This is a genomic window from Streptomyces sp. NPDC028635 (genome assembly GCF_040637635.1).
GTDB lineage: Bacteria > Actinomycetota > Actinomycetes > Streptomycetales > Streptomycetaceae > Streptomyces.
Window position 1 is genome coordinate 52,524 of record NZ_JBEZWX010000027.1, and the last position, 15,719, is coordinate 68,242.

Consider the following 15,719-nt stretch of genomic DNA (forward strand, 5'->3'; position numbering starts at 1 on the left):
GCTCCCTACAGCCCGGACTCGGCCGTGCGCACCAGGATGCGGCGGCAGTTCTCGCAGCGCACCACGGTGTCCGGCGCGGCCTTGCGGATCTCGCTCAGCTCGGTGATGGCGAGCTCCTGGCGGCAGCCCTGGCAGGTGCGCTGGTACAGCTTGGCCGCGCCGACGCCGCCCTGCTGGGCGCGCAGCTTGTCGTACAGCTTCAGCAGGTCGTCGGGGACCGAGGCCGCCACGACCTCGCGCTCCTTGGTCACCGAGGCGGCCTCGCCGTCGATCTCCTCGAACGCGGCGTCCCGGCGGCCGGTCGCGTCGTCGATCTTCGCCTGGACGGAGGAGACACGCTCGGTCAGCTCGCCCACCCGCTCCTGGGCCGCCTCACGGCGCTCCATGACCTCCAGGACGACGTCCTCGAGGTCGCCCTGCCGCTTGGCGAGGGAGGCGATCTCGTGCTGGAGGTTGGACAGGTCCTTCGGCGAGGTCACGGCGCCGGAGTCCAGGCGCTGCTGGTCGCGGACGGCGCGCTGGCGGACCTGGTCGACGTCCTGCTCGGCCTTGGTCTGCTCGCGGGCGGTGTCGCTCTCCTCGGTCTGCGCGGCCACGAGCAGGTCGCGCAGCTGGGTCAGGTCCTTGGTGAGCGACTCGATCTCGGCGTGCTCGGGCAGCGACTTCCGCTTGTGCGCGAGCTGCTGCAGGCGCACATCCAGGGCCTGGACGTCGAGGAGTCGGATCTGGTCGGCGGGCGCGGCGTTCAGTTGGGGGCTCCAGGTGACGGGGAGTGGCTGGTCCAGGGGTCGGTGACCGTCTTCGAGACGTGGACGCGCAGGTCCCATCCGTGCCGGTCGGAGATCTCGTCGAGCTGGCTCGCGGCCAGCTCGCACCAGGGCCACTCGGTGGCCCAGTGCGCCGCGTCGAGCAGCGCGAGAGGACTGTGGGCGACCGCCTCGCTCGCCGGGTGGTGGCGCAGGTCGGCGGTCAGGAAGGCGTCGACGCCGGCCGCGCGGACCTGGTCGAAGAGGCTGTCGCCGGAGCCGCCGCTGACGGCGACCGTGCGGATCACCGTCTCCGGGTCGCCGGCCACGCGGATGCCCTGGGCGGTCGCGGGCAGGCGCTCCGCGGCACGCGCGGCGAACTCGCGCAGCGGCAGCGGGTGGTCCAGCTCGCAGATCCGGCCGAGGCCCCGGCGGCCCTCCGGATCGCTCGGGTCCGCCACGAGCGGTCGTACGACACGAAGGTCCAGCGCGCCGGCGAGCGCGTCGCTCACGCCCGGGTCGGCGGTGTCCGCGTTCGTGTGGGCCACGTGCAGCGCGATGTCGTTCTTGATCAGCGTGTGCACGACCCGGCCCTTGAAGTGGGAGGCCGCGACCGTGGTCGTGCCGCGCAGGTAGAGCGGGTGGTGGGTGACCAGCAGGTCGGCGCCGAGCTTGACGGCCTCGTCGACGATCTCCTGCACGGGGTCGACGGCGAACAGGACCCGCGTGACCTCCTGCTCCGGGTCGCCCACGACGGTGCCGACCGCGTCCCAGGACTCGGCCCGCTCGGCGGGCCACAGCTTCTCCAGCGCGGCGATGACTTCAGACAGACGGGGCACGGGTGCAAGGCTACCTGGCTGATCTGCCCCTCTGTACAGCTGTCGCCGCCCCTGTGACCGGGTCTGCGCCGCTCAGCACATTCGCCCCGTTTTCCTCAGGCGAATCGCTTCTGCACCACCCTTATGTGTGAAGGGCCGGCCGCCGCGTGCCCCGCCCGTGCGTGCGAAAACTAGCTTCGTCGCCGGAGGTGACCGAACGATGACGGCCTGTGCGATCGAACCCCCGGCGGCGGACGAGGACGGCCTCTCCCCGCAGGCAGGGTGCGTGATCACGGCGGACGGCGGCTACGCCGCGCGCCTCGCCCACGACGGTGAGTCCCCCTTCCCCGAGCGCTGGACCCTCGGCGGCCCCGAGCCCTACGCCGTGCCGCTGCCCGGGAACCAGCCCGAGGAGGCCGGCAGCGAGGTGCAGCCGATGGCGGACGGCCGGGTGCTGATCAAGCGCCGGGTCGGCGAGCGCTACGACTTCTGCCTCCTCTATCCCACCGGCCCCGGCACCGGCGAGGCGCCGCTCGGCGCGGTGACACCCCCGCAGGACGGCGCGCTGCGGCTGCTGCCGCCGGCTCCGGGCGGCGAGCGGGCCTACGCGCTCGCGGTGGGCCCGCGCTCCAGCACGGTGTGGCTGGTCGCGGGCGGGGCGTTCGGCCCGGAGCGGCTGGCGGAGGTGCCGGGGCGCTGCTCGGGCGGGGTGTGGCTGGATCACGCCGGGCGGATGCTGGCCCTGGACCGGGAGAACGGCGGGCGGACCAAGACGGTCGTGGTGGACCTCGGGCGCGACGGCGAGGTGTCGCCGCTGCTGCAGATCGCCGAGGCCAGCGACGACCGGCTGCTGCTCGCCGACCCCGACAGCGGGCTGCTGCTGATCTCCTCGGACGCGCCCTCGCCCGGCGAGCCCCGGCTCGGCTGGGGTGTCATGGGCAGCACCCTGCCGGTGCGCTTCCCGGAGAGCCTCAGACTGCCGGAGTGCCGGGTGACGCCGTTCGCGGTCCAGCCGGGACAGGTGCTGACGCCGGAGAGCTGCGCGGTGGCGCTGCGCATCGACGGGCCGCTGGGCACCTGGGCCGGGATGTGGCGGCCGGCCGAGCGGCAGGTGCACCATCTCGCCGCGCCCGCGGGCTGGTTGACGGGCGCCGGGCTCGTCACGCCCGAGGGCGAGCTGCTGCTGCCGTACACCACGGCGGAAGTGCCCTGCGGGCTGGCCCGGCTGAGCGTGCCGGCGGTGGTCCCGCCGGCACGCGAGACCCCGGTCGAGGAGGCCCCCGAGCCGGCCGCGCCGCGCCCGGTGCCGTTGCAACAGGCGCCGTTGGGGCGACTTGTAACGAAGTAGTGCCGGTTGGCGTGTGCGGCTGGATCGGGCCCGAGGTGCGCCGGTTACACTCGCCCGGCTGTAAGGAAAGATCATGTTGACGGGGTGAATTCATCCGATGAGCGACGCCAGCACGACGCAGCCGCAGGGCCGTGAGGCCGAGATGGCAGCAGCCGGGCACGGCAGGCACCGGGGTCCGGTGTCGGTGCAGGACGGCGAGGCGGCCCCCCAGGGCCGTCACCGCAGGACGTCCGACCAGGCCGAATCGGCGGCCTGACGGTACGTGCGCGAACGGCCCCGCCCGGGCAGTCGGGGCGGGGCCGTTCCGCGTCTCCGGGGGGGCGCGTCGCCGGGACCGGTGCCTCAGGCGTGGTGGACGACGGTATCGGTGAGGACGGGCGCCTCGTCCCGCTCGACGGCGCTCACGGTGACCCGTACACCGCCCTCGGCGCGCCACATGCGGATGCGCAGGGTCTCCCCGGGATACACGATCCCGGCGAACCGTGCGCGATACGACCGCACCCGCGTCACGTCCCCGCCGAGCAGTGTGTCGACGACGGCCTTGAGGGTCATGCCGTAGGTGCACAGCCCGTGCAGGATCGGCCGCGCGAATCCGGCGGCCCGGGCGAATCCGGGATCGGCGTGCAGGGGGTTGTGGTCGCCGGAGAGGCGGTACAGCAGCGCCTGGTCCTCGCGGGTCGCGTGCTCGACGATCCGCTCGGGCTCACCGGTGGGTGCCGCGAGACGCGAGGCGGGGCCGCGGGCGCCCCCGAAGCCGCCCTCACCGCGCACGTGGACATGGGCCTCGTCGGTCCACAACGGGCCGCCGGAGTCGGCGGCGTCGGTGCGCAGCACGAGCACGGCCGCCCCGCCCTTGTCGTGCACGGCGGTGATGCGCGAGGTGGTCCGCGCGGTGCCCTCCACCGGGATCGGGCGGTGCACGGTCAGCGTCTGCCCGGCGTGCAGGACGCGTGCGAGGTCGACGTCGACGCCCGGCACGGACAGCGCGCGGATCACGCCGGGCGCGCCGGAACCGGCGACGGTGGCGAAGCTCGGCAGGACGTGCAGCCGGGACTCCAGGGTGTAGCGCAGCTCACCGGGGTCGGTGGCGGGGACGCCCGCGCCGATGCCGAGGTGATAGAGCTGGACGTCCTCGGCGGTCCAGGAGATGTCACCGGTGAGGGGCGCGGCCGCGAGGGCCTTGCTCGTGTCGATGGGCATGGGACTCCTGTACGTCGCCGACTGCCCTCTGTATAACCCGGTGCGCCGGTGGAACGGAACCGCATGACGGGCCGTCGGCCACGTGCGCCGGAAGGACATTTGTCCTGCCGGAATCCGTACACGCGTATCTGCCGGACGGCGCCCCCTCTCCGTACCGTCAAGGACGCGGTGGGACATGTGCCCAGGACGGCTGCCATGCTCGTCCTCGTCGGCCGGCGGACGGCCTTGCGTGCGGACCCGGTAGGCCGTACCGGCGCGTTTGCGGACCGGCTGAGCGCGCGGCGACACAATCGATCGGGGGATCACGGATGGGGTTCAGGGACGACGCAGGGCACCGGCTGCGGAAGACGCGGGAGGCGGCGGCCCGCAGCAGGACGGAGATGGCGCGCTTCCGGGCGAGCCAGCGGGAGACCCGCGGGACCCGCCGGTGCGGGAAGCAGGAGGAGAACCCGGGCCCGCCGCCCAGCGGTTTCACCCTGCTGCCCTGGCTCCTGATGGGCCTGGGGGCGTTCTCCAACGTCTTCCAGGGACGGACCTCGAACCCGTGGATCGGCGGTCTGGGTCTGCTCGCCTTCAACTCGCTGTACATCTACGTCGTGTTCCGCGCGTTCGACAAGCAAAAGCGGCAGGAGCGCTCCACGCGCGTGGCGCTGGGGCTGATGGCCGCGGTGACGTGCGGGCTGGCCGTCGGGTACGGCGACGGCTGGCTGCTGTTCTTCCCGCTGCTGGGGCTGGCCACGGGCTCGGTGGTGCGCGGGCCGCGGGTGAAGGCGGTCGGGGCCGCCGTGGCCGTCCTCGCGGGCGCGGTGTCCTACGCGCACGACGGCTGGGACGGGATGACCATCGCGTACGCCACGTGGACCTCCACGATGGTGACGGCCGCGATCCTCTCCCTGTCCGAGGCCGTGCGTGAACTGCGCGCCGCCCGGGAGGAGCTGGCGCACCGGGCGGTGGAGCAGGAGCGGCTGCGCTTCTCCCGCGACCTGCACGATCTGCTCGGGCACACGATGTCCGTGATCGTGGTCAAGTCCGAGGCGGCACGGCGGCTGGCGGCGCGTGATCTGGACGCGGCGCTGGCGCAGATCACCGACATCGAGTCGGTCGGCCGCCAAGCGCTCACCGAGATCCGGGAGGCCGTCACCGGATACCGGGACGGCAGCCTGTCCACGGAGCTGGACCGGGCGCGTTCCGCGCTGACCGCGGCGGGCATCGAACCGGTCGTGCGCCGCTCGGGGCCGCCGCCGGCCGCGCAGACGGAGGCGCTGCTGGGGTGGGTGGTGCGCGAGGCGGTGACCAACGCGGTGCGCCACAGCGGCGCGCGGCGGTGCGAGATAGCGGTCACGGGAGGCGGGGAGAAGGTGCGGTTGACGGTCAGCGACGACGGGCGCGGGCCCCTCACTGCGGGTGCGGGCGTCGGCGGTACGGGACTGACGGGGCTGACGGAGCGATTGGCGGCGGCCGGCGGCACGCTGACCGCCGGGGCCGGGGAGCGCGGCGGGTTCGTGGTGCGGGCGGAGCTGCCGGCACCGGCGGATGTCGCGCACACGGTCACGGCATGAGCGGGGTGCACCACGCCGGTGCGGCCTACGCTGGGCGGGTGAACGAGGAGATGCCCCGGGGGCGGCGCCCCGGCAAGTCGATCCGGGTGCTGCTCGCCGAGGACCAGGGGATGATGCGCGGGGCCCTTGCGTTACTGCTGGGGATGGAGCCGGACATCGAGGTCGTGGCGCAGGTCGGCACGGGGGACGCGATCGTGGACGCCGCGCTGACGCACCGCCCCGACGTCGCGCTCCTCGACATCGAACTGCCCGGTATCAGCGGGCTGGACGCCGCGGCCGGGCTGCGTGAGCAGGTGCCCGACTGCCGGGTGCTGATCCTCACCACCTTCGGCCGGCCCGGCTATCTGCGCCGGGCGATGGAGGCGGGCGCCGCCGGATTCCTCGTCAAGGACGGCCCGGTGGAGGAACTGGCGGAGGCGATCCGCCGGGTGCTGACCGGGGAGACGGTGGTCGACCCGGCGCTGGCCGCCGCCGCGCTCAGCGCCGGTCCCAGTCCGCTGACCGTGCGCGAGTGCGACGTGCTGAAGGCCTCCGCGGACGGCGCGACGGTCGCCGACATCGCCGCCGTCCTGCATCTGTCGGAGTCCACGGTCCGCAACTACCTGTCCTCGGCGATCGGCAAGACCGGCACCCGCAACCGCATGGAAGCGATGCGCGAGGCCCGCCGGCAGGGGTGGCTGTAGCGGGACCGGCTGCCGGGGCCGTCTCTCGCGGGGCCGCCGCCAAGGGGCGGCCGTCATAGCGGCGCGCCGTCACGGCTCTTGCTGTCACGGCTCCCGCGCTCACGGCTCCCGCCGGAACACCGCCGCCCACAGGAACGGCTCCCCGAAGTACGGGGAGGCCTGCGGCTCGTCGCGCATCGGGCGCAGTTCCAGCTCGGTCAGATCGGCGAAGACCGCCCGAAGGGACTCGGCGGTGTAGGCGAGGCCGCCGTGCAGCGCGCCGGTGCGGTACAGCTCGGCGTCGGGCACTTCCGAGCCCATGGCACCGGACGCGAAGCAGGAGAGGGTGAAGTGGCCGCCGCGCGCGAGCAGCCGGTCCAGCAGGGCGAGGTAGCTGATGCGGCGGTGCGGCGCCAGGTGGTGGAAACAGCCGGAGTCGTGGATCAGGTCGTACGGTCCGGTCAGTTCCGTACCCATCAAGTCGAAGGCGTTGCCGCACAGATAGCGCACCGCGGCGGTGTCCGTCCTCTCCCGTGCCCACGCCACGGCGGCCGGGGACAGGTCGACGGCGTCCACCTGGAAACCGCGCGCGGCGAGGTGGCGGGCGTTGCGGCCGGGGCCGCAGCCGAGGTCGAGGGCGCGCCGCCCGGTGATGCGGCCCGCGTCCAGCCAGGCGGCCAGATGCTCGTCCGGCTTGTCCACGAAGAACGGCACCGGCCGGCTCCGGTCGGCGTAGAAGTCGTCCCACCATCCGGCCGCCCGGGCCGTCCAGCGGTCCGCGCCGGGCGCGAACAGCCCGTCCAGCAGCGTCAGTACGTCGTCGGTGGTACGGATGTGACGGTCCATGAGGCCCTCGCTTCCCTCGCCTGCCGGGTGCCGTGATCGTAGGCGGGAGAAGGGCTCGGGCCCAGGTCAGGCGGTTCTGCCGGAGCGCTGCCCACAGGCCCGGGCGGGCCGTGAGCGGGCGGGCGCGAGGGGGCGGGAGGCGTCACCCCGGGAGTACGGGGAAAACGCGGCCGGGACCCGCGGACGGGGCGGGGCGGGGGCGTTGCGGCGGACGCCCGGGACACTTTTCCGGCGGTCTAGGAAGCGGGGTTCGCGGAGGCCCGGGAAGCGGGCTTCCGGCGGCCCGGGAAGCGGGCTTCCGGCGGCCCGGGAAGCGCGTTTCCGGCGGCCCGGGAAATCGGCGTCGCGCCGCGGCACACGGGGCCCTCACCTCGCCGTACCGCAATGCGCCGCGCCGTGCGTCACCGCGCCGCGCGCCTCACCTTGCCGCAGCCCTGCGCGGCATCACCCTGTCGTCCCCCTGCGCGGCAGCCAGACCAGCATCAGCGCCGTACCCGCCAGCAGGACCGCCGTGGACGCGCGGAAGACCAGGGCGTAGCCGTCCGTCAGGGCCTGCGGGGTGCCCTCGTCGCCTGTACGGGCCGCGGCGATCGTCGACATCACCGCCAGTCCCAGGGAACCACCCATCGTGCGGGAGGTGTTGACCAGACCGGAGACCAGTCCGGCCTCCCCCGGCGCCGCGCCCGAGGTGGCGAGGGCGGCCAGCGGGGTCATGGCCATGCCTCCACCGAGCATCATCAGCACACCGGGGATCATGATCGTCGTGACATAGGGGCCGTGCGCGGTCATCGCCGACTGCCAGCCGAACCCGGTCGCCGCCACCAGCGAGCCGAGCACCGCCACCGTGCGCGGCCCGGCCGAGCGCATCAGCCGCGGGGCGGCCTTGGAGCCGAGGACGACGGCCAGCGAGCTGGGCACCAGGGCGAGCCCGGCCTCCAGCGGGCTGTAGCCCAGCACGTTCTGGGCGTACAGGGTCATGAAGAACCACATGCAGAACATCGTCGAACCGCTCACGAACATCGCCGCGTTCGCCGAGGCGACCGAGCGCAGCCGCAGCAGGCCGAGCGGCATCAGCGGGGACGCGGTGCGCGCCTCCACGGCGAGGAACAGCGCGATCAGCGCGAGCCCCGCGGCCAGTGGCGCCAGCGTCTGCGGCGCGGTCCACCCCTGCGCCTCGGTCTGTGAGATCCCGTACGCCAGGGTGGCCAGGCCGGCCGTGACCAGGACGGCTCCCGGCAGGTCCAGGCGCCGGCCGTCGCCGGTGCGGCTCTCCGGGAGCCAGGCCAGCGCACCGGCCAGGACGACCGCGCCGACGGGCACGTTGATCAGCAGGACCCAGCGCCAGGACAGCACGTCGACGAGCACCCCGCCGACCAGGCCGCCGGCCGCGCCGCCGCCCGCGCCGACGGCCGCCCAGGTGGCGATCGCCCGGGCCCGGGCGGCGCCCTCGGGCACGGCCGCGGTGAGGATGGTCAGCGTGGAGGGCGCGAGCACGGCCGCGCCCAGGCCCTGCACGGCGCGGGCGAGCAGCAGCTGCCAGCTCTCCTGGGCCAGGCCGCCGCCCACCGAGGCCAGCGTGAACAGGCCGAGCCCCACCAGGAACATCCGCTTACGCCCGTACAGGTCGCCGGCCCGGCCGCCGAGCAGCATGAAGCCGGCGAAGGCGATGGCGTAGGAGTTCACCACCCACTGCAGGCCCGACGCGCTCAGGTCGAGGTCGGTGCGCATGGAGGGCAGTGCCACGTTGACGACGGACACGTCGAGGACGACGAGGAACTGCCCGGCGCAGGCGAGCGCCACGACCAGCCACGTCGGCGGGGCGGAGCGGATGGGGGTCCGGGTGGGCGTGGCGGCGGCTTCGAGCATGGGTGTCATGCTCTCAACCGGCCGGCGCCCCTTGCATCGGGATTTCGCCGGGCACCGGAGTCCGCCCCCGGTCCTAGGACCGCCCCGCCGGCCGGCCCCAGGACGGCGCCGCCGACCGGTCCAGGACAGCGCCGTCGGCCGGCCCCAGGGCCGTGCCGCCGACCGGTCCCGGGAGCCCGCCGTCGGCCGCCCCGGTGGCGCCTCGCCGCCGGGCGGTGGCCTGACATCCGTTCAGATGGTCATGACATGGTCAAGAAATCATTAGCTGGCCAAAGCATCGGAATAGTTGCCCATGCATACGGGTTGCTGCTGGTCATGACACGAACGACGACCGACCAGCCCGCCCGGTCAGCGAGCGGGGCCGTCGTCCCGGTGCTCGCCTTCGCGGGCATCGTGGTCGCGGTGATGCAGACGCTGCTCGTCCCGGTGATCAAGGACCTGCCGCAGCTGCTCCACACCGCGCCCAGCAACGCCACCTGGGTCCTGACCTCCACCCTCCTCTCCGGCGCCGTGGCCACCCCGATCATGGGCCGCCTCGGTGACCTGTACGGCAAGCGGCGCATGCTGATCCTGAGCCTCGCCGTGATGGTGGTGGGCGCGCTGATCAGCGCCGTCACCGACGACCTGCTCACGATGATCGTGGGCCGCACCCTCCAGGGCTTCGCGATGGGCGCGATACCGCTCGGCATCGGCCTGATGCGCGACACCCTGCCGCGCGAGAAGCTCGGCTCGGCGATGGCCCTCATGAGCTCCTCCATCGGCGTCGGCGGCGGCCTCGCACTGCCCGCCGCCGCCCTGGTGGCCCAGCACGCCGACTGGCACGCCCTCTTCTACGGCGCGGCCGGCCTCGGTGTGCTCTCCATCGTCCTCACCCTGCTCACCGTCCCCGAGTCCCCGATGCGGGCCGAGGGCTCGTTCGACGTGCTCGGCGCGCTCGGTCTGTCCGCCGGCCTGGTGCTGCTCCTGCTGCCGATCACCAAGGGCAGCGACTGGGGCTGGGCCTCCGCCACCACGCTCGGCCTGTTCGCGGCCGCCGTCGCGGTGCTCCTGCTGTGGGGCGTGATGGAGCTGCGGCTCAAGGCGCCGCTGGTCGACCTGCGCACCACCGCCCGCCGCGAGGTGCTGCTCACCAACCTCGCCTCGATCATGGTCGGCGTCAGCTTCTACGTCGTCTCCCTCGTCCTGCCCCAGCTGCTCCAGCTGCCCACCGCCACCGGGTACGGCCTCGGCCAGTCCATGGTCGTCGCGGGCCTGTGCGTGGCCCCGCTGGGCCTGACGATGATGTTCACGGCGCCGCTCTACGCCCGCCTGTCCGCCCGCTACGGCCCCAAGGTCACGCTGATCATCGGTCTGCTCGTGATCGCGGTGGGCTACGCCGGCGGCCTCGGCCTGATGAGCGCAGCCTGGCAGACGATCGTGACCTCGGTCATGCTCGGCGCGGGCATCGGCCTCGCCTACTCCTCGCTGCCCGCGCTGATCGTCGGCGCGGTCCCGGCCTCCGAGACCGGCGCGGCCAACGGACTGAACACTCTCATGCGGTCCATCGGTACGTCGGTGTCGAGCGCCGTGATCGGCATGGTGCTGGCGAACACGGCGAACCACGTGGGCGGCGTGGCCGTGCCGACCATGCACGGCTTCCGGGTGTCCTTCCTCATCGCCACGGTGGCGGTCGCGGCGGGCCTGGTGATGGCCCTGCTGCTGCCGGGACGCAAGCCGTCCGCGGTGCCGCAGCTCGTCGCCTCCAGCGAGGAGGACGCGAACCTGGCACGGGCGGAAGAGGCGCTGCGGGGCTTCCGCGGGCGGGTGCTGTCCGCGGACGGTTCCCCGGTCGCCCGGGCCAAGGTCACGCTGATCGACCGGCGGGGGCGGCAGGCGGGGGCGACGGTGTCCTCGGCGGACGGCAGCTACGCCCTGGCCGTGCCGGACCCGGGGCCGTACGTCATCGCGGCCAAGGCCGCGGGGCATGCTCCGCTGGCTTCGGCTGCGAGCCACGCCGGGGGTGACCTCTCGGTCGAGCTGGACCTGTCCCTCCCCGGCGAGACGGTCGACGCGTAACGCCTGAGCCGCCGTCCGCGGCCGCGGCGCCGTCGCGGCCCGTCGCGCAGTTCCCCGTGCCCCTTCGGGGCGCTGCCCGCACCCCCGGTCGAGATGTCGGCCGGGGGTGCGGCAGCATAAGGCCCCCGTAGGAGCCGTACGACCGAGAGGCGCCCGTCCATGTCCACCGCCCCCAAGCCCGAGGTCCTCGCCGCGTTCGAGGCCGCCAAGGGGTTCATGCCCCTCGACGAGGGGCTGGCCCTGTACGCGGCCGCCGTGGAGGCGGGGGCGCTGGGGTTGCCGTTGCTGGAGGTCGGGACGTACTGCGGGCGGTCGACCGTGCTGCTGGCGGACGCCGCCCGGCAGGCCGGGGTCACCGCCGTCACCGTCGACCACCACCGAGGCAGCGAGGAGCAGCAGCCGGGGTGGGAGTACCACGACCCGGAGACCGTCGATACCGAGCTCGGGCTGATGGACACGCTGCCGACGTTCCGGCGGACCCTGCACCGGGCGGGTCTCGAGGATCACGTCGTCGCGGTGGTGGGGCGCTCGCCGCAGGTGGCGGCGTTCTGGCGGACCCCGCTGGGGCTCGTGTTCATCGACGGCGGGCACACCGACGAGCACGCGAACGCCGACTACGAGGGCTGGGCCCCGCATGTCGCCGAGGGCGGGCTGCTCGTCATCCACGACGTCTTCCCGGACCCGGAGGACGAGTTCACGGGCCAGGCGCCGTACCGGATCTATCTGCGGGCGCTGGAGTCGGGCGCGTTCACCGAGGTGTCCGTGACGCGGTCGCTGCGGGTGCTGCGGCGTACGGGCGGCGGAATCTGAACACCGGGCGTCCGCCCCGGTTAGGGTGGCAGGCGTGTCGTACCTAGGCCCGGAATTCGATCCACCCACGCCTCGCCGCTTCCCCCGCCGCCCGCTGGTCGTGGGGCTCGCGGCGCTCGTGCCGGGCGCGCTGCTCGGCTGGCTGGTGTACGAGGCGGTGGGCGCCCCCGGTGACGCGGGCGGCCCCGACCGGACGTCGGCGGTGGCGACGCCCCGGCACACCGGCGGCTCCCCCTCGGCACAGGACGACGGCAAGGCCCCCGCCGGATCGTCCACCCCGGCCGCCCCCGCGCCCCCTGCGTCGCCCTCCGCGCCCGGCGCGTCCGCCCCCGCGGCCTCCGGCCCGCTCAAGGGCAAGGTCGTCGTCATCGACCCCGGCCACAACCCCGGCAACGTCCAGCACACCGCCGCCATCAACCGCAAGGTGGACATCGGCACGAACTGGAAGGAGTGCGACACCACCGGTACCTCCACCAACGACGGGTACGCCGAAGCCCGGTTCAGCCTCGACGTCGCCCACCGGATGCGCGCGCTGCTGGAGCAGCAGGGCGCCACGGTGAAGCTGACGCAGGACGGCGACCGGCCGTACGGTCCGTGTGTGGACGAGCGGGCCCGGATCGGGAACACCGCGCACGCCGACGCCGTCGTGTCGATCCACGCGGACGGCTCCGCGCCCGGCAACCGCGGCTTCCATGTGATCCTGCCGGCGGCCGTGCACGCGGGCGCCGCCGACACCCGCCTCATCGTGGGGCCTTCGCGCGACCTCGGCGAGCGCATCGCCGGCAACTTCGTGCGCGTCACCGGCAGCGCGCCCTCCAACTACGTCGGCGACGGTACCGGGATCGTCACGCGGAAGGACCTCGGCGGTCTCAATCTGTCAACGGTTCCCAAGGTGTTCATCGAGTGCGGCAACATGCGCGATAGCAAGGACGCGGCGCTGCTGACCAGCGGCGCCTGGCGGCAGAAAGCGGCGCAAGGGATCTCTGAGGGAATCGTGAGTTTCCTGCGCGGGTAGGGATCAGCGCGCTCTTCCCTGCGGACAGCCTCGTCGGCCGGACGATAATGTCGTCCCTACGATGAGGGGCCACCCCCGCGCTTCACACCGGGGCCTGACGGCGACATGGTGACAGCGACGCCTCTTCCGACGACGAGACGACCTATGAAGGACCTGAAGTGAATATCCGCTCCCTCACTCGAGGCGACGGCGTGGTGATCGGAGCAGCGGTGTTGCTGTTCATCGCGTCGTTCCTCGCTCAGTCCGGCTGCAACGCCCCGGACCCCTACTGCAACGCGGTCGACCGCATGAACGCGTGGGACAGCCTCGGAATGGGACTCGGCGTCTACATGGCCGGGGTGATCGGCGCCGTCCTGGTCGCGCTCGCCCGTCTCCAGCCGGGTGGCTCGCGGAAGATCGCGGGGCAGGACCTGGGAGCGTTCGGCACCGCGGTCACCGTGGTGGTCGCGTGGGTCCTGCTGTGGTCCCTGATCGACTCGGGCAACGCCGGCGCCGGTCTCATCCTGGGCTTCCTCGCCGCCGTGGTGCTGGCGGGCGGCGCCATCGCCACGCCGCTGGTCGGGGCGCTGCAGGCACCGCTGATGCCGGCCCCGAAGCCTGCCGCTCCGCAGCCCTACGGCGCCCAGCCGCAGGGTGGTTACGGCTACCCCGGCGCGCAGCAGCCGTCGTACGGCGGTCAGCCGCAGCCGGGCGGTGCCCAGCCCTACGGTGGGCAGCCGCAGGCCGCGCAGCCGCAGCAGGCCGGCCAGGCTCAGGCGCAGGCGCCGGCCGGGGAGTTCTCCCCGTTCTGGTTCGCGGTGCCGGTGCCGCGGCCGCTGTACGCGGAGGACGGCTCGCCGACTCCGATCGCCGAACTGGCTCCGGGCACCTGGTACCTGGCGGTGGAGCAGCGCGGTGCACAGCTGGTCGCGCAGACGCAGGACGGCCGCCGGGGCGTGCTGCAGGACACCTCGGGCATCCAGCGCGGCTGACCGCCCGCCGTCGTCGCCTCCGCGGCCCCTCGCCCCTGCCGGGCGGGGGGGCCGTCGCCGTGCGGTGAACTCCTAGGAGCCGGCGGCCAGTTCGCTTGCGCTGGGCACCTTGTCCTGCACCTCGGCGCCCGCGCTGCGGCCGGCGTCCTTGATCTTGCCGATGACGTCGTCGAAGGCGCCGGCGGCGGAGGTGTCGCCCTTGCGGAGCTTGGACGGCAGGTCCTTCAGGGCGTCGATGCCCGCGGTGAGCGGTGCGACGGCCCTGGCCAGCGTCGGGTCGCCCTCGGCGTTGCGGGCGGCCGCCTTGAGCCGGTTGTAGGCGAAGCCGCCGGCCAGGCCGGCCTTGATCAGGGCCGCCGTACGCCCGTCGGCGCCCTTGGTGAACCGGCCCGCCTTCCAGGGCTTCACGATCCACTGGTAGGTGGCGCCGGCGGCCAGGCCCGCGTTGGCCACGAAGCGGGTCTTGGCGAACTTCTGCTTCTCGGCGGAGGTCGTCGCGGTGGGCGTGGCGCCGGTCGTGGCGGCGGCGTCGTCCTTGCCGTCGCCACCGCAGGCGGTGGTGGCGGCGAGCAGGGCGCAGCACAGGACGACAGCCACGGCGAGGCGGCGCAGGGGTGCGGGCACGGGGTCCTCCGAAGGCACGCGTGTCACTTCTCCCGCAGCCTCACCCGGGGTGCCGGAACCCGCCAGCGGTGCGGGGCCGTTCGGGTTTCACGCCCCGGCCGGCGGCAACACGACGGGTATGTCCCCTCGATATCGCAGCAGCGCGAATCAGGCCGGGACGGTCGTCGCCGTCGTCGCCGACGTCATGGCCGTCATCCTCGGCCTGTGGATCCTGATGTACCTGCTGGACGCCAACCGGGCCAACGACCTGGTCCGGTTCGTCCACAACACGGCGGACTGGCTGGCGAGCTGGTCCCGCGACCTGTTCACCTTCGACGAGGCCTGGGCCCGCGTGGTCGCCGGCTACGGCCTGGCTGCCGTGGTCTACCTCTTCGTCGGCCACGCGATCGCCAACCGCATCCACCGGAGCTGACACCTCCGGCGGGCCCCGCACCGCCTCCCGGGTGACGCCCCGGGAGGCGCCAGGCGCCCACGCGCCCCGCTGATGCCCCCAGGGTGGGGGCGCCCCCCACGCGTCGTCCACACGCGCCCGTCTCCCCCACACGGCACACCACCGGCCCAACCCGCCCCCGCGACCCCGGGGGTGCCCCCCGCCTGCTCTCCCGCACGGCACACCCCGGGCCCGGCGGGTCGCGTGGTTCGTCGTCAACCGGGCCCGGGGGTCGCAAGCTTGATCGAAACTTGGGCTAAGTTACCGGTGAGTTGACGTAGGGTCATCCTGCTCGCCTGACCACGAGCGAGCCCATGAAGGGGGAAAGACCCATGCGTCACAAGATCGCGGCCTTGGCCGCGACGACCGTCATGCTCGGCTGCGCGTCGCTCGCCACCGCCACGTCGGCGTCGGCGACCGTCGACCCGCCCGGCGGTGGCTGGGACCACACGTACACCACCTCGGACGCCAAGCACGGCGGCACGGTCTACGTCTCCGAGTACGGCGACGTCATCTCGCTCTGCGACACCGCGGCCGACGGACTCGCTCCCCGCGCCGACATCTTCAGCGAGGAGAGCATCGCCGGTCTCTACGACCTGCAGTACTCGCTCACCGCCTCGGGCGGCGAGGGCTCCTGCGTCACGAGCCGCGCTTCCCAGGGCGGCGTGCACGACCTCCCCGAGGGCCGGCACATCAGCATCACCGTCTGGCTGGGCCCGGACCGCAAGTCCCAGACCACGCACAACTACCTCAACGACAACTAGCCGGT

The 15,719-nt window shown here is 73.6% G+C and carries 16 protein-coding genes; 10 read left to right on the forward strand and 6 right to left on the reverse strand.

Going from position 1 to position 15,719, the window contains the following annotated elements; genetic code table 11:
* Nucleotides 1-5: 5 nt before the first annotated feature.
* Entirely contained in the window at nucleotides 6-749 is a 744-nt protein-coding gene (locus AB0E88_RS25380; protein ID WP_361634696.1) for a C4-type zinc ribbon domain-containing protein, read from the reverse strand.
* Nucleotides 746-1,585 (reverse strand): Nif3-like dinuclear metal center hexameric protein, encoded by an 840-nt coding sequence (locus tag AB0E88_RS25385; RefSeq protein WP_361634597.1) that lies wholly within the window; start codon nucleotides 1,583-1,585, stop codon nucleotides 746-748. The genes AB0E88_RS25380 and AB0E88_RS25385 overlap by 4 nt, the downstream gene beginning before the upstream one ends.
* Before the next feature lie 199 nt (nucleotides 1,586-1,784).
* Between AB0E88_RS25385 and AB0E88_RS25390 the strand changes: the two genes are divergently transcribed.
* Both AB0E88_RS25390 and AB0E88_RS25395 read left to right on the forward strand, forming a co-directional pair.
* Nucleotides 1,785-2,912, forward strand: a complete 1,128-nt coding sequence (locus AB0E88_RS25390) for a hypothetical protein (protein ID WP_361634600.1) — start codon at nucleotides 1,785-1,787, stop codon at nucleotides 2,910-2,912.
* A gap of 97 nt (nucleotides 2,913-3,009) precedes the next feature.
* Nucleotides 3,010-3,168 carry a hypothetical protein gene (locus AB0E88_RS25395; protein WP_361634603.1) on the forward strand — a complete coding sequence of 53 codons (159 nt, stop codon included), beginning with the start codon at nucleotides 3,010-3,012 and terminating at the stop codon, nucleotides 3,166-3,168.
* 86 nt (nucleotides 3,169-3,254) lie between these two features.
* On the opposite strand, the gene AB0E88_RS25400 is transcribed toward AB0E88_RS25395, so the two are convergent.
* On the reverse strand, nucleotides 3,255-4,112 hold the full coding sequence (locus AB0E88_RS25400) for a MaoC/PaaZ C-terminal domain-containing protein (RefSeq protein WP_361634605.1): 858 nt from the start codon (nucleotides 4,110-4,112) through the stop codon (nucleotides 3,255-3,257).
* A gap of 380 nt (nucleotides 4,113-4,492) precedes the next feature.
* Between AB0E88_RS25400 and AB0E88_RS25405 the strand changes: the two genes are divergently transcribed.
* Complete coding sequence (locus AB0E88_RS25405) at nucleotides 4,493-5,671, forward strand: histidine kinase (RefSeq protein ID WP_361634699.1); 1,179 nt, start codon at nucleotides 4,493-4,495, stop codon at nucleotides 5,669-5,671.
* A gap of 50 nt (nucleotides 5,672-5,721) precedes the next feature.
* On the forward strand, nucleotides 5,722-6,354 hold the full coding sequence (locus AB0E88_RS25410) for a response regulator transcription factor (RefSeq protein WP_361634702.1): 633 nt from the start codon (nucleotides 5,722-5,724) through the stop codon (nucleotides 6,352-6,354).
* A gap of 99 nt (nucleotides 6,355-6,453) precedes the next feature.
* Here the strand turns inward: AB0E88_RS25410 and AB0E88_RS25415 are convergent, their stop codons facing one another.
* Both AB0E88_RS25415 and AB0E88_RS25420 read right to left on the reverse strand, forming a co-directional pair.
* Nucleotides 6,454-7,179 (reverse strand): class I SAM-dependent methyltransferase, encoded by a 726-nt coding sequence (locus AB0E88_RS25415; protein WP_361634607.1) that lies wholly within the window; start codon nucleotides 7,177-7,179, stop codon nucleotides 6,454-6,456.
* A gap of 444 nt (nucleotides 7,180-7,623) precedes the next feature.
* Nucleotides 7,624-9,054, reverse strand: coding sequence for an MFS transporter (locus tag AB0E88_RS25420; protein ID WP_361634610.1), 1,431 nt, complete (start codon nucleotides 9,052-9,054; stop codon nucleotides 7,624-7,626).
* 306 nt (nucleotides 9,055-9,360) lie between these two features.
* Here AB0E88_RS25420 and AB0E88_RS25425 point away from each other — a divergent pair, with 306 nt between their 5' ends.
* The 4 genes from AB0E88_RS25425 (at nucleotide 9,361) to AB0E88_RS25440 (ending at nucleotide 13,896) form a co-directional block, all read left to right on the forward strand.
* On the forward strand, nucleotides 9,361-11,100 hold the full coding sequence (locus AB0E88_RS25425; RefSeq protein ID WP_361634612.1) for an MFS transporter: 1,740 nt from the start codon (nucleotides 9,361-9,363) through the stop codon (nucleotides 11,098-11,100).
* Nucleotides 11,101-11,259: 159 nt separating this feature from the next.
* Entirely contained in the window at nucleotides 11,260-11,910 is a 651-nt protein-coding gene (locus tag AB0E88_RS25430; RefSeq protein WP_361634615.1) for a class I SAM-dependent methyltransferase, read from the forward strand.
* 34 nt (nucleotides 11,911-11,944) lie between these two features.
* Nucleotides 11,945-12,925 carry an N-acetylmuramoyl-L-alanine amidase gene (locus AB0E88_RS25435; protein ID WP_361634618.1) on the forward strand — a complete coding sequence of 327 codons (981 nt, stop codon included), beginning with the start codon at nucleotides 11,945-11,947 and terminating at the stop codon, nucleotides 12,923-12,925.
* 158 nt (nucleotides 12,926-13,083) lie between these two features.
* Nucleotides 13,084-13,896: a hypothetical protein gene (locus AB0E88_RS25440; protein ID WP_361634621.1), complete on the forward strand. Its 813-nt coding sequence runs from the start codon at nucleotides 13,084-13,086 to the stop codon at nucleotides 13,894-13,896.
* Nucleotides 13,897-13,968: 72 nt separating this feature from the next.
* Here AB0E88_RS25440 and AB0E88_RS25445 read toward each other — a convergent pair whose 3' ends face one another.
* Nucleotides 13,969-14,520: a hypothetical protein gene (locus AB0E88_RS25445; protein ID WP_361634705.1), complete on the reverse strand. Its 552-nt coding sequence runs from the start codon at nucleotides 14,518-14,520 to the stop codon at nucleotides 13,969-13,971.
* 118 nt (nucleotides 14,521-14,638) lie between these two features.
* On the opposite strand from AB0E88_RS25445, the gene AB0E88_RS25450 reads away from it, so the two are divergent.
* On the forward strand, nucleotides 14,639-14,932 hold the full coding sequence (locus AB0E88_RS25450; protein ID WP_361634624.1) for a hypothetical protein: 294 nt from the start codon (nucleotides 14,639-14,641) through the stop codon (nucleotides 14,930-14,932).
* A gap of 350 nt (nucleotides 14,933-15,282) precedes the next feature.
* Entirely contained in the window at nucleotides 15,283-15,714 is a 432-nt protein-coding gene (locus AB0E88_RS25455; RefSeq protein ID WP_361634626.1) for a hypothetical protein, read from the forward strand.
* Nucleotides 15,715-15,719 lie beyond the last annotated feature (5 nt).

Coding starts and splice junctions, on each gene's coding strand:
- AB0E88_RS25410 (WP_361634702.1), top strand. CDS start 5,722: ATGCCCCGGGGGCGGCGCCCCGGCAAGTCGATCCGGGTGCTGCTCGCC.
- AB0E88_RS25425 (WP_361634612.1), top strand. CDS start 9,361: ATGACACGAACGACGACCGACCAGCCCGCCCGGTCAGCGAGCGGGGCC.
- AB0E88_RS25420 (WP_361634610.1), bottom strand. CDS start 9,054: ATGACACCCATGCTCGAAGCCGCCGCCACGCCCACCCGGACCCCCATC.
- AB0E88_RS25405 (WP_361634699.1), top strand. CDS start 4,493: ATGGCGCGCTTCCGGGCGAGCCAGCGGGAGACCCGCGGGACCCGCCGG.
- AB0E88_RS25430 (WP_361634615.1), top strand. CDS start 11,260: ATGTCCACCGCCCCCAAGCCCGAGGTCCTCGCCGCGTTCGAGGCCGCC.
- AB0E88_RS25395 (WP_361634603.1), top strand. CDS start 3,010: ATGAGCGACGCCAGCACGACGCAGCCGCAGGGCCGTGAGGCCGAGATG.
- AB0E88_RS25455 (WP_361634626.1), top strand. CDS start 15,283: ATGCGTCACAAGATCGCGGCCTTGGCCGCGACGACCGTCATGCTCGGC.
- AB0E88_RS25400 (WP_361634605.1), bottom strand. CDS start 4,112: ATGCCCATCGACACGAGCAAGGCCCTCGCGGCCGCGCCCCTCACCGGT.
- AB0E88_RS25450 (WP_361634624.1), top strand. CDS start 14,639: ATGTCCCCTCGATATCGCAGCAGCGCGAATCAGGCCGGGACGGTCGTC.
- AB0E88_RS25415 (WP_361634607.1), bottom strand. CDS start 7,179: ATGGACCGTCACATCCGTACCACCGACGACGTACTGACGCTGCTGGAC.
- AB0E88_RS25390 (WP_361634600.1), top strand. CDS start 1,785: ATGACGGCCTGTGCGATCGAACCCCCGGCGGCGGACGAGGACGGCCTC.